12 protein-coding genes are annotated in these 13,550 nt (G+C 36.5%); all 12 read right to left on the bottom strand.

Annotation, left to right across the window (positions count from 1 at the left end):
• Nucleotides 1-570 precede the first annotated feature (570 nt).
• The 12 genes from tuaH to map all read right to left on the bottom strand — a co-directional run bounded on the left by tuaH (nt 571) and on the right by map (nt 13,513).
• Nucleotides 571-1,737, bottom strand: a complete 1,167-nt coding sequence (gene tuaH / locus KW850_RS14935) for a teichuronic acid biosynthesis protein TuaH (RefSeq protein WP_218348371.1) — start codon at nt 1,735-1,737, stop codon at nt 571-573.
• A 6-nt stretch (nt 1,738-1,743) separates the two neighbouring features.
• Nucleotides 1,744-2,502: a teichuronic acid biosynthesis protein TuaG gene (tuaG, locus tag KW850_RS14940; RefSeq protein ID WP_218348372.1), complete on the bottom strand. Its 759-nt coding sequence runs from the start codon at nt 2,500-2,502 to the stop codon at nt 1,744-1,746.
• 23 nt (nt 2,503-2,525) lie between these two features.
• Nucleotides 2,526-3,209, bottom strand: a complete 684-nt coding sequence (locus tag KW850_RS14945) for a hypothetical protein (protein ID WP_218348373.1) — start codon at nt 3,207-3,209, stop codon at nt 2,526-2,528.
• Nucleotides 3,210-3,223: 14 nt separating this feature from the next.
• Complete coding sequence (gene tuaE / locus KW850_RS14950) at nt 3,224-4,777, bottom strand: teichuronic acid biosynthesis protein TuaE (protein ID WP_218348374.1); 1,554 nt, start codon at nt 4,775-4,777, stop codon at nt 3,224-3,226.
• An 82-nt stretch (nt 4,778-4,859) separates the two neighbouring features.
• Entirely contained in the window at nt 4,860-5,801 is a 942-nt protein-coding gene (locus KW850_RS14955; protein ID WP_218348375.1) for an NAD-dependent epimerase/dehydratase family protein, read from the bottom strand.
• 12 nt (nt 5,802-5,813) lie between these two features.
• The gene (gene tuaD, locus KW850_RS14960; RefSeq protein ID WP_218348376.1) at nt 5,814-7,148 is read right to left on the bottom strand and encodes a UDP-glucose 6-dehydrogenase TuaD; all 1,335 of its coding nucleotides are present in this window, start codon (nt 7,146-7,148) and stop codon (nt 5,814-5,816) included.
• A gap of 41 nt (nt 7,149-7,189) precedes the next feature.
• Entirely contained in the window at nt 7,190-8,383 is a 1,194-nt protein-coding gene (gene tuaC / locus KW850_RS14965) for a teichuronic acid biosynthesis protein TuaC (protein ID WP_218348377.1), read from the bottom strand.
• Entirely contained in the window at nt 8,380-9,843 is a 1,464-nt protein-coding gene (gene tuaB, locus KW850_RS14970) for a teichuronic acid biosynthesis protein TuaB (RefSeq protein ID WP_218348378.1), read from the bottom strand. Before tuaB ends, tuaC begins: the two co-directional genes overlap by 4 nt.
• Before the next feature lie 16 nt (nt 9,844-9,859).
• The gene (locus KW850_RS14975) at nt 9,860-10,519 is read right to left on the bottom strand and encodes a sugar transferase (RefSeq protein WP_218348379.1); all 660 of its coding nucleotides are present in this window, start codon (nt 10,517-10,519) and stop codon (nt 9,860-9,862) included.
• A 302-nt stretch (nt 10,520-10,821) separates the two neighbouring features.
• Nucleotides 10,822-12,132, bottom strand: coding sequence for a hemolysin family protein (locus KW850_RS14980; protein ID WP_218348380.1), 1,311 nt, complete (start codon nt 12,130-12,132; stop codon nt 10,822-10,824).
• Nucleotides 12,133-12,200: 68 nt separating this feature from the next.
• Nucleotides 12,201-12,614 (bottom strand): MerR family transcriptional regulator, encoded by a 414-nt coding sequence (locus KW850_RS14985; protein WP_218348381.1) that lies wholly within the window; start codon nt 12,612-12,614, stop codon nt 12,201-12,203.
• 158 nt (nt 12,615-12,772) lie between these two features.
• Nucleotides 12,773-13,513 (bottom strand): type I methionyl aminopeptidase, encoded by a 741-nt coding sequence (map, locus tag KW850_RS14990; RefSeq protein WP_218348382.1) that lies wholly within the window; start codon nt 13,511-13,513, stop codon nt 12,773-12,775.
• Nucleotides 13,514-13,550: the final 37 nt, after the last annotated feature.

Genomic DNA, 13,550 nt, shown 5'->3' on the forward strand with positions numbered 1-13,550 from the left:
AATATTAGTTTACGGACTTCGGTCATTTTTTAGCCAAGACTAAAATTCTCAATAATATCTAATCTTTTTATTAATCAGGTATTATTTATAAAATAGTTAAAAATAAATTTAATAATAATTAAATCACAGGTAGTCTAATATCTTTAAAATATAGCTTCAATATCTTTACAAAAGGTTAACACCGAATCAACTATTTCTTAGTATTAACTGGATAAAATGTAACTATAGCAATCCTATTTACTGGTTTTTATATTAGTAAATTATCTGATAGGGAGGTAGTTGCATGAATAATTTTCTTAATTTTCTGTTCATACTTTATATTTCTGTTGCCTTTATTAGAATTTTTTATTACTCATTTTTCAAATCAAGATCCAATAAACATTGAGTGAATTGTACATTCAATTTCCATCTTTTTAACCACAAATTTTAACCAATCATTTCATTTCCTTCACCTTCAATTCCACATCTGTGCCATTTACAAAATCTGCACTTCCAACTGACTTATTTATATAAAAAAAAAGAAACCCCTTTGGGGTCTCCAACAATGGATCAAGCTTGGGTTTTTCAAATCTAAACTAATAGAAACATATCCTCAAATACTTCGTTCCAATTTTTGGTTTTAGCAAGTGTCTTGCGCCTGCGGATATAGTTGGGATGAGTTTTGATGCCTTCTAATTGTTCGCATACCCGGATAAATTCATTTGTATCATTGTTATCTAAATGTGCGTATATAGATTCCTCTGCATATTTTTTAGTTGATGGTAAATGCATGCCAACTACCGACTTCCCCGCTGCCAAAAATTCAAACAACTTTAAGGGAAATACAGCTTGATTATATTGAGATGATTTGTAAGGCATGATTCCAATATCGATTAAGTTCATATATTTTGGCACTTCTGTAGGTACGACACTTCCAGTCCATAAGACATTACTCTCTGACAATAAGTCTTTAAATTTTGGATGATCATTTGTTCCATCTGGACCTACAAATAGAAAAAGCCACTCTCGTTTTTTTTGTGCTGCTTCCTGGATTAAATCAAAATCCAGCTTGGGTTTAATTCCGCCGATAAATCCTAAAACGGTTCCGTCAAAATGATCAGGAAGAATATTCGCGATTTGTGTTGGATTTTTTGCAAACAAATCAAATTCCACCCCATTTTCGAAGGTAAACACCTTTTCTTCTGATCCTAATTTTTCTACTATTCTCGTACGAAGAAATTCAGATGTACAAAAAATGACATCTGAATTTTGAATGATCCGATTTTCTGCGCTTGATACGATGTTCTTTCTAAAGTTGGCTACAATAGAGTTTTTCCCATTGATAGGAGAAGTCCATAAATCACTGCAATCATAAACGATTTTATTCCAAGAAAAGATGTCGATAAGTAATGGAAATCCAGGGAAGGTATACCATAAATTAACGATATACTTTTCCTGTGCTTCTTTTAAATATAGTAATAAAGGCTGCAGCTTAGTTCGATGAAATTCATCAATATAGCGCCCAAACCGAAACACTTTATGTGAAAATAAATCTTTGATCGTCCATTGTTTTATTCCATTTGACATTATAGAGTAGGACTTTTCTTTTTGTTCTGGTGTCGGGCAAAGCCAAATAACCTCTTTTGTTTCAGGATGATTTTGTAGGAATTCAGCAAGCCGATGTCTTCGGTACCGTAACTGGTCCTGTGCCCACTCCCCTGTTGCCACAATGACATGTATACTCTTCATTTGTTTCATCCCTTTTTATATTCTTTTTAATACAGCATGAAAGGCATAATGTGAAAAACACCAACAAGCCTTTAAGATGTTCAGTTTTTCTAACTTGCGATACACAAACCAATTCATTTTTGCAGCTTTCCATTTGTTACTTGAAATAGAGGGATTCCCAATCCGGTATTCGGCCAAATTTTCATTTAATCCGTATGCATGGATCCCCTTTTTTAAAATGGCCAGCCAAGTGGCTAAATCCTGCCGCGTTCGTATGTCAGGCATCTGAAAATGACCTACGATCTGTCGATCAATCATGACTGTTAAGCATCCAATAATCGTATTCTTTAACATATCATGGTACGAAATTTGCGCGGGGGCAAATATCTGCTTATTCAAACGCTCTCCCTCATGTGTTATCATCTCATATCCTGTAAATGTAAAAGCGTAGTTGTTAGTTTGCATGAAAGAAAGCTGTTTTTGTAATTTTTCTGGTTTCCAGCAATCATCACTATCAAGAAATGCCACATATCTGCCCTTTGCATGCTGCAATGCTATATTCCGGGCAACTGCAGCCCCACCATTCTGATTTAAATAGATCACATGTATTCTTTCGTCTTCTTTTTCATAACGCTTTAATATAGCAGGTGTATTGTCAGACGAACAATCATCGACAATAATCATCTCCCAGTTCTGAATGGTTTGCTTAAGAACAGAAGCGATTGTATCCTCGATAAACAAACTGGCATTATATGAAGGCGTTATAATTGAGATCAATGGCTGCTGTAGACTCATGAAAAACCCTCCTATTAAAATGACTATTCTCGGATAATGACTGGGAACACAATCCATAAAAAGCTTAATGTTACCCCCAATAAAATCCCTAGTACTGCTCTTTCCTTTGAATTGAAGGCTCTGTTTTCAGTATCGAAGGTGTTTATGTCAGCAGGTTTTAATAATGTGGCTGGTTTTATATCATTTAGAGCTGTATTAAGTTCAAATAAGAAGCGCAACTGCTCAACTTTGGCCTCGGATGCTACTTTTTCACCCTTTGTTGCTTCAATAGATTTTTGAATGAATTTTTGTTTTTCTTGGAATTTTTTTTTGTCGATGTCCAGAAAAGCAGTTGTTATCTCGTTTAGCACTTTAGCCGTACTTTCCTCTGAATGATCTGAATACGAAAGTGTTATCAAGTTGTCAGGTCCTGCAGTTACATGTAAATTCGTATAAATTTCCTCAAACCTTTCTTCCCATAAATCCTTCAAATGCTCTTGGTAAATCAGGGTGTTCGGGTTCGTGAGCATATTAATGACACGTTTAGGATCATTTAGCTCTGGATAATCATAGTTTCCTAAGGTAAGGACTGCATCTAAGGTATAATTTGATTTTGCTTTTCCAACTGGAAGAACCCATCCAATTACACCCAGCAATATCGTTGTTGCTAATAATAGTAGGAAGTATTTGTTCAATCTTTCTTTTAAAATTTGAATCTTATGTCCCATTTAAACCTTGCTCCTTAGTAGGAATTTTCTTCATGTTGTTGATATTGTTTGTTCGAAAACACAGAAACCGTACAAATAACAAATCCTAGAAATACCCAATGAAAAAATAGATTACTGACAGAACTCGGACTGATACTAGAAACAATGAATCCGATCAACCCCATCATACACGCTTCAAGTAACCCTTTTTGGTTCCTGTTTCGTTGGACTTTATAAAATCTGTAGAGACTTATGAACAGATAGACATACATGGTGACGTAACCGAGCATTATGAAGACTCCAAAATTGCCCATTATTTCAGCGAGCCAATTATGGACTTCAACCACATGGTTTGTTGCATAGACTGACTCGTTTTTTAAATAGTAAGGTACATTGCCTGCCCCCACCCCAAATCCAAATGTTTCGATCAAGAAGTGAACGGTATTCTTCAGTAGATTTAATCTTGCTACATTAGATGGAAGAATTTCATACCCAGAATAAACAGTAGAAGCGTTAACCAATTGGATTAATTTTGGGATAATGGCAATCGTACCCACTAGAAAAACCAATGACCCGATTATAGCTGCCATTCTCTTTAAATAAGCCGGTAGAAGGATATACAGATAAACGGCTAAACCGATCATGACTCCAAGCAAACTTGCCCGTGAATCCGTCAAATAAATGAGATACACACAAATAATCGCAAGAAAAAAGCTAGTTGTTTTTAAAAATAGTTGATTACTATTTTTGGTTAAAGATAGATAAAAAAAGAATGATATAGTAAGAAACGTCGCAAAATCATTTTGATTAAAGAAAACAGATGTTGGAAATGACAGCTTATAAAGTGGAGCCCCATACAAAGTTGATGTCGGCAGCTGAATCTGAGCAAAATGATTTACTAATCCAATCACCATTAACAAGACTGTCATAACCAGCCAAATACCATAAAACAGGAACAAATGATTCATCTTTCTAAAGATAAAGACGGCTAAAAAGACAAACAATAATCCCATGCCCAATAGAATTAACGACTTAATTCCCTCGAAAACCGATTTTGCCCATAGCAGTGATACCGCCCCATAGGCAAACCAAAACAGTAGAAACAAGAGAACACCTTTTACATTTACTTGATTCCAATAATAAGGAAGATTCTTTTCTTTCATTACATGAGAGAAAAAGAACATAGCTGCAACGATCAATAACAAGCGATACAAAAATATACTAAAAAAGCCAACATGAATGCTTAAAACAGATTGATTCAGAAATGTTGTCATGACTAATAAATACATCACGCTAGATAATTGGGGTTTATTGATAACGTTTATTTTTATAAGTAAGATTAAAATGATAATTGCCCATACCCCAAGAAAAATCATCATTTCAAACTGCATTTCAACAAGTGAATAAACAACGGCCAATCCTACTAAGAGAAAAGCTGACACACCTGTTGCTTGCTTTACCAGTGGATTACTTTGCATCAAACTTCCTTCTCCTTTATCAAAGGCTATTTTCGTATTGATTGTTGTTTTTCGTATAAGTGTATCAACCCGTTTAACTACATGCTTCGTGGCATCTTTTCGTAAGAACATTGCGAAAATTGCCTAGAAACTTAGCAAAGGACCCTTATTAATAGCCAAAAGCAACAAAGTTAACGAAAAGAGCCTTTTCAAACTAACCATTTAGTGAGAGCAACTGCTTTTTCATTGCGAACTGGAGAGTCTCCTGCAACCCTTCGAATAGGTTGGTAGAGGGCTCCCAACTTAGTAATGTTTTTGTTTCTTCATTGGCGAGAATACTATGCCGAATATCGCCTGGACGATCTTGTTTATAAATTGGACTCAAATCTGAACCAGCTGCTTTTTTCATCGTTTCGAACAGCTCATTAATGGAAATAAATGATCCCGATGACACATGGACACTTATATTTTCATTTGCATGAAGAGCCTTAACATTAGCAGCCGCTACATCTTTTACATAAATAAAATCTCTTGTTTGCTCACCATCGCCATATATAACAGGGGTGCTATTTTCAGTCAGTTGACTCGAGAAAATAGCTACGACTCCCCCTTCACCCTTTGCATCCTGCCTTGGTCCATATACATTGCTGTAGCGCAGAATACTATAGGGTAGTTGGTATAGTTTACTTGACATCTTTAAATAATTTTCAACCGATAACTTTGTCAGTCCGTAGGGAGATTCCGGATTTGTTAGGTGTTCGATAGTCACAGGCAATGTGACAGGATTCCCGTAAACAGCTGCAGATGAAGCAAATACAAATCGTTTCACCTTTGCTTTAATGGCCGCATTTATCATGTGTAGAGATCCCCTAATATTTATTTTTTCATCCATTAGGAAGTCCTTTACAGACTCAGCCACACTTACTTGTGCTGCCTGGTGAATAATATAATCTGGGCAAAGCGAAACAATTAAGTCAATTACACTTGGATCGGTAATGTCGTGATTATAGATTTCAATAGGCAAGTGTTCGATGTTCTCTTGTCGACCAGTTGAAAAATTATCAATAACCGTGACATTGAAATCACGTAGAAGCAATTCCTCAACTATATGGGAGCCAATAAATCCTGCTCCTCCTGTAACGATTACTTTATTCATCCGAATAACCTCCTATATTGTCTTTGAGACGACTGATTCTGCATGTATGGCGGGCCTTCCAACCGAAAGATACGTAAATCCAAGTTCTTTCATCACCTCTAAGTCAAAGAGATTCCGTCCATCAACCATCAGAGGCTGTTTCATTAATTTCTTCACTAATGATAAATCTAATGTTTTTACGTCCTGCCAGTCTGTTAAGATCATACAGGCATCTGAATTATGAATAGTCTCATAGATATCCTCTGAATAGGTGCACTCATAACCGATTTGTTTTTTTGCTTCGACAATCGCGATAGGATCATATGCCTTAACGATTGCACCATGCTTTGTTAAATATGGAATAATATCTAATGCTGGTGAAGACCGAATATCATCGGTATCTGGTTTAAATGCTAAGCCTAGAACGCTAATCGTCTTCCCTTTTAAAGAACCTAATGCATGGGACAATTTTTTCACCAGCTGCACCCTTTGTCCTTCGTTTGTTTCAATGACTGCCTTAATTAATTTAAAATCGTATTGACAATCTTCGGCAATGTGCAGGAGAGCAGCGGTATCCTTTGGAAAACAAGATCCACCGAATCCTACACCCGCTTGTAAAAATTTATTGCCAATCCGGCTATCTAATCCAATCCCTGCAGACACTTTTGTAACGTCGGCACCAACGCGTTCACATATGTTGGCAATATCATTAATAAATGAAATCTTTGTTGCTAAAAATGCATTGGCAGCATATTTAATGATTTCCGCTGTTTCCAAAGAGGCTTTCACAATATTTGCGGTAAAAGGCTGATGAATATCCGCAATTATTTGAAAAGCTTTTTCACTTGTGGCGCCAATGACTGCGCGCTCCATGTTCATCGTATCTTTGATAGCCGTTCCTTCTCTTAAAAATTCAGGATTTGAGACAACATCAAAAGGATGTTTTCCATTGGTATACTCTCTAATTTCAGATGCTATTAACCTTCCAGTGCCGACGGGAACCGTACTTTTTGTGACAATGACTTTATACCCATTTAAATTTTCACCAATTGATTTAGCCACCTGTTTTACATAGGTTAAGTCAGCTTTTCCTGATGATGTCATCGGTGTCCCAACTGCAATAAAAATCACCTCAGCATCCTGGATCTCTTGACTAATATTAGCGCTAAATTTCAGAGTTCCTTTCCGAACATTTTTTTCGACTAATTCTTCTAATCCCGGCTCGTAAATTGGAATAATCCCCTGAATGAGTTCATTTATTTTCAATTGATTAATATCACAGCAAGTCACCTGGTTTCCTGAATCAGCAAAACATGTACCTGTAACAAGACCAACATACCCAGTTCCTAAAACAGCAATTTTTTTCATCCTTATCAATCCTTCCAGTTCTTTATTACTTGCAGTAACGACTAAATCGTTGTATAAATGGATTCAATCGTCCGTTGATAGACAGCTTTTAACAAAACAGCATTGTGATCAGCATGATAGTTTTTTTGAATATTTTTATACAGTTCATGCTGAACCTGTGAGGTAAAAAGATTTCGATTTAAAATATCGTTTATTCGATTTACCAGGCTTGATACCGACTTACTTTCGATTAGAAGTGGATGATGCTCGCCAAATAACTCCGGCACGCTTCCCACTGCCGTACAAATCACAGGCACCTTCAGGGCAAGTGCTTCGATGACAACGGTTGGCATCCCTTCGGTATAAGACGGTAGAGCAAACACATCACTAGCAAGCAAATAATCTTTTACTCTTTCATTTTCTACTTGCCCCGTTAAAAACAGTCTTCGATTGTAATCGGAATGCTGCCTTAATTTTTCTTTTGCTGGTCCATCTCCAACAAACACCATCGCTACATCATTTGAAAGCCATTTAAGTGAATGAGCGAGTTCAAATACTCCTTTCGCTTTTGTAAGCCTTCCTATAAACACAACAATTTTCTTTTCCTTAGGAAGTTGAAGGCGTCTTCTAATTTGCCATTTGGATTCATCAGCAGGTTGAAATTGTGATAGGTCAACGCCTATGGGGAGGACAATACTCTGTCTGCCTGTTAACTCTTTTGCCCTCACCTTAAGGCTCTCACCCACGGCCAATACCTGATTTGCTGCCTTTACAGTCTGTTCGAAAGCTTTTTTTGCACCTGAGCTATAATGGGGATAAATATTTACATCACTGCCATGTAACGTTAAAATCCACGGCAGTTTTTTTTGTTCTGCCACAATTCTCGCTGCCCCTCCAGATGGCATAGCAAAATGCGCGTGAATTAAATCGGGCTCTATCTCGTATTCCAGCATTGTTTTTAATATGGAAGCAGCAATCCGTTTATCCGGCTGGGCCCATCTTAGTTGGCCTGGTAGGGCTAAATAGGGCGGTCGGTAGACCGTCACTCCATTACGGAAATACTTAAATGGAACCCCATTATTAGTACGGTATTGCCTTTTTACATACCTGATCAAAGTGGGATTGCGCGGCACAGGACAAATCACGGTAACCTCTACGCCTAACTTGATTAATGCTTGAACTTGAGTCTCATGAAAAACACCAAGACCAGGTTTTTCCTCACTAGGATATACACTTGTAATCCATAAAATCTTCATTGTGTTTGCCCTCTTATTTGTTTTTTTACGACTCTCAAGAAAAAATTGGGATAAATCTTATACAAAAGCAAAATATAGACAACACCACTTATACCGACTGAAAAAATAAGCGGCCAAATGCTCGATTGTGGAAAATAAAAAACAGATACCTTTTTCAGACAAAAAGCGATGGCTGTTATCAATAAAGATAATAGGAATGGAACAGAAATAGATTTCAGATATTGCCGAAAACGCAACTGAATTAACCAGTTTAATAACCATCTCCCAACCAGGAAATTCACAAGGCTTACGCCTGCATATGTCCAGGCTACAACTTCCAATTTATTCGTCATAACAGCCAGCCATAAAGAGGCACCATAGACAACGAGAACGGCGGCATCCCAATAAAAAGCAATATTCGCTTTTCCTTTTGCTAAAATAACTGAGCCATTTGGGTTCATTAAAACCCTAAGAATGCCAACTAAGGCCATGATTTGCAAAACAGGAACAGCGTCCAGCCATTTCTGTCCAAAAATAGTTATGATAAAAACATTTGATACTGCCGTAAGACCCATCAAGATGGGGAAAGACACTAAACTTAATAGCTTTGTCATGTGCAAGAATCCGTCTGTTAATAAAACATGATTTTGGTGACTTTTCGAAAAAACTGGAAAAGCAACTCTTGTAATAATTGGATTGATCTTTAAGACCGGAATGGTCACGATTTGATAGGCAAGATTATAAATACCAAGTGCCTCAGCACCCATAAATCGCCCGATTAAGATCACATCAAGGTTGGAACCAATTCGATTGACTAATCGTGAGGCCAGTTGGAATGCCCCAAACGCCATGTATTCCTTACATTCCGACAAATCGAATACGAATGAAGGACGCCATTTCTTTTGATAACAGATCAAATAAAGAAGCCCTTTTAGTGAATTCAACACAACTTGTGAAATGACAAAGGCATAAATGGGACTAATTGTAAAGATGAGAATGATCATTGTAAGGAAAGAGATCAATGTTGTACCCGCTTCAATTGCCCCTAGCAAATTAAAACGTAAATCTTTTTGCAGCAAATACTGGCATTGCTGCCCGACAGGAGCGATTAAAAACATCACAGCCAATAGTCGAATCAGTTCTATTAATTCGCTTCGTTGAAAGTACATTGCAATCAAGGGACTAAAGAGGAATAAGATTACAAATAACCCGATTCCTACCACCACATTTAGCCAAAACAAAGATGACAAAACGCGTGTTGAAACCTCTTGTTTTTGAATTACGGCTGAACCAATTCCAAGATCAAGCAAGATCTGAGCGAACACAACAATCGTGGTAATCATTCCAACTAGACCAAATTCCGATATACTCATTACTTTGCCAAGTAATGCAAACTGAATAATTTGGATGGCAGTTATAATAAGTGTAGAAATTCCTGTCCACTTGACTCCTTTATGCAGCTGACTTCTGATGACTGACATATGCTTCCCGCCTTTATTAACGTGCTCCCTCTCCTGTGAAAATTACTTTAAAGGTCTTTAAGATAATTTTCACTTCAAGTAAAAATGATAGATTTTGTATGTATGCCAGGTCGTATATCAGTTTTTCTCTTGGAGAAATATCATACCCTCCACTGACCTGCGCAAGACCCGTAAGGCCTGGTTTAACAAGCACCCGATTTTCGAATCCTTTTATCTCTTTATTAAATTTCTCTGTAAAGTATGGTCTTTCAGGTCTTGGACCTACAATTGACATGTCCCCTATTAATACAGAGACCAATTGAGGAAGCTCGTCAATACGAGTCTTTCTGATTACAGCACCCACTCTTGTGATTCGGGGGTCATTTTTTTCTGCCCACTTTGCACCCTCTTTTTCTGCATCCATTCTCATTGATCGTAATTTCATCATCTTAAATCGTTTTCCATTCTTGCCAATCCTCTCCTGAACATAAAAGGGAGAACCTGGTGTTTCAATGACGATGAGGATCGTAAATAAAAGAACAATTGGCAGTGCAATAATCAATCCAATGGCTGCAAGGAAAATATCATAAGCTCTTTTTAGATAGAGATAATGTTCTACATTCTTTGATAATCTGAGATTGGATGACGGTACCCTAGGATAATCTTGGTAGATAGTAAAGCTTTTTTCAGTACTCACAAATTTTTCACCCCAAAAGATTTTTTAATAATGAGACTTGCTAACCCATACGTAAAGTATAGGTACATATCTTGAAGTTGCTGTTGAGAACAGGTGAAGAGTTTGTAAAAGATTTTGAATATTTATTAAGTTCGTAAATACTTTGTAAAGATTTTTGCGAAACATAGGTAGATATACCGATAAAATAAAAGAAACTGCTACAAAGGGGATGTGGATATATCCTCTTTGTAGCAGTTTTTTTTATTGCATCTATGTTGTCGAAAATACAAAAAATCCCTCTTGTCTCAACAAGAGGGATTGGGTTAGGCTATTGATTCTTTATTGGCTACTTTTAAAATTTCTAGCAACTTAATATGGTAACCATCGATTTCAAGCACTTTAAATTCATAGTCGTCATATCTAACTTTATCGCCTTCGACGACATCCATTTTTTCTGATAAAATCCATCCACCGATTGTATCCATGTCTGAATTTTCGAGATCTAGCCCGAATAAGTCATTGATTTCATCAATAAGGACTTTACCATCAACAATGGTTTTGTTTTCACTAATCTTATTAATCTCTGGTACTTCGTCAGCATCAAATTCATCACGAATCTCGCCAACAATTTCTTCAAGGATGTCTTCGACAGTGACTAACCCTGCAGTACCACCATATTCATCCATTAGAATGGCCATATGAACACGTTCTTTTTGCATTTTTACCAGTAAATCATGGATTGGGATCGATTCGATCACTTGGATGACAGGACGAATATATTCTTGAATCGATGTTTCAACATTTTTGCCCTTGATATATTCGGTAAAAACTTCCTTCATATTTACCATACCAACGATGTTATCTTTTTCACCATCAATAACAGGGTACCTTGTATAATTTTCTGTCGTAACAATTTGAAGACATTCATTTAAGGATTGAGAAATATCAAATGCAATAATTTCAGTACGAGGTACCATAATTTCATTGGCATTTCGATTGTCAAATTCAAAAATATTGTTTACATATTTATATTCTGATTGATTAATCTCCCCACTTTTATAACTTTCAGAGATGATTAACTGAAGTTCTTCTTCTGAGTGAGCGACTTCATGTTCTGATGCAGGTTTCAATCCGAAAATACCAACGATTAAACGAGCAGAACCATTTAGAGCTTTAATAAAGGGATACATAATTTTATAAAAGAGCATCATCGGTCTTGCAAAGATCAAAGTGACCGTTTCTGCCTTTTGAATGGCAAAAGTTTTAGGTGCTAGTTCCCCTACAACCACATGAATAAATGTTACTGATGCAAAGGCAAGTATAAATGAAGTAATACTTGAAATGGATTCAGGCATTTTAAAGTAACTCAAAAGCGGATGAAGAATATGTTCCACCGTAGGTTCACCTAACCACCCAAGCCCTAACGCTGTAACTGTAATACCTAATTGACACGCAGATAAATATTCATCAAGGTTTGCAACAATCTTTTTCGCCGCGATCGCGTTCTTGTTCCCTTCGCTAACGAGTTGATCAATTCGTGTACCGCGGATTTTAACAATAGCAAATTCGTAAGCTACAAAAAATGCTGTAAAAGCAATTAAAATTGCTATTATTATTAGATTAGTAATTATCAATGGTCTCCTTACTTAATGAATAAGTAAGGATTACACCTCCTGTTTTTTTACGAGTTAAATAATCTATTCTAGCTAAATAGTAATAATAATGATTGAGCCAATGTAAGACCTTCTGACGATAATCTATTTACAAACTTTTCTTTTTGTTGATCGTTTAACTTTTGAAGAATGGGTTCCATTACATTAATTTCTTCTTTCAGATGCTGCATTATACTAGCAATCTGTTCAAAATGTTTTTCTACTTTTTGTTTATCAATGGAATTGTCTGATTTAATCAATTCAATCGAAGACTTTATTTCCTCAAGGGGCATATTTAGATTCTTATAATGCTCAATCATATTCAAAATCTTTATGCATTCTTCCCCGTACAATCGATAATTAGAATCCGTCCGAATAGGGTTTAGTAAGCCTATTTGGGTGTAATAATCAATTGTCCGTTTCGAAATATTCTTTAATTTCGCTATTTCACCAATTCGATACAACTCCCCAAATTACTCACCCCTTCCCAATTAAATAATACTATTACTATATCATAATTTAAACCGTACAGTCAACGTAACGGTTTGACAGGAGGTTTAGTTTTTTTATCAAAATAAAAAGAATATAGAGCAAATAAAGTTAGCTCTATATTCTCTTAGGATTAGCGTGTTAAGATGACCGGTCCGTCTTTCGTGATAATCATTGTATGTTCGTATTGAGCCACAAAACTTCTTTCAGTAACAAACGTCCAGCCATCTTCAAGTTGAAAGACTTCTTCGTCATGAGTTGAAATGAATGGTTCAAAGGCAATAACCATCCCTTCCTTTAACAATCCATAGTCAGAAGTTTCATTATAATTATAAATATATTCAGGTTGTTCGTGGATGGTTCGTCCAATTCCGTGTCCTGTAAGATTTTTAATCACCGTTAGTCCATGATTTCTTGCCGTTTGGTGTACGACTTTACCCATTCCATTTATTTTGGAGCCAGGTTTCGCTTTTTTCAGGCCAGCTTCAAAGGCTTCCTTAGCCACATCGCAAATTTTGGTTAAAATTTCTTCACCTTCTCCGACAACAATCGAGATGCCTGTATCAGCAAAATAACCATTCTTGGAACCAGAAACATCAATATTAACAAGGTCCCCTTCTTTAATTACTCGATCACTCGGGATTCCATGAGCTACTTCTTCGTTCACACTAATACACGTATACCCTGGAAAATCGTATTCACCTTTTGGAGCTGAAATGGCTCCTTCCTTCTCAAATAACTCTGCTGCTATATGATCAAGTTCTTTTGTGGTAATCCCTGGTACCGCTCTTTGCACTAATTCATCACGAATCGCAGCAACGATCCTGCCAATTTCTTTCAGTCCATTAAAATCTTCTTCTGTTTTTGCAATCATTCTTTTTCCCACCTATAATTATTATCTAAATAACGTA

The sequence above is a fragment of the Bacillus sp. sid0103 genome (genome assembly GCF_019219025.1).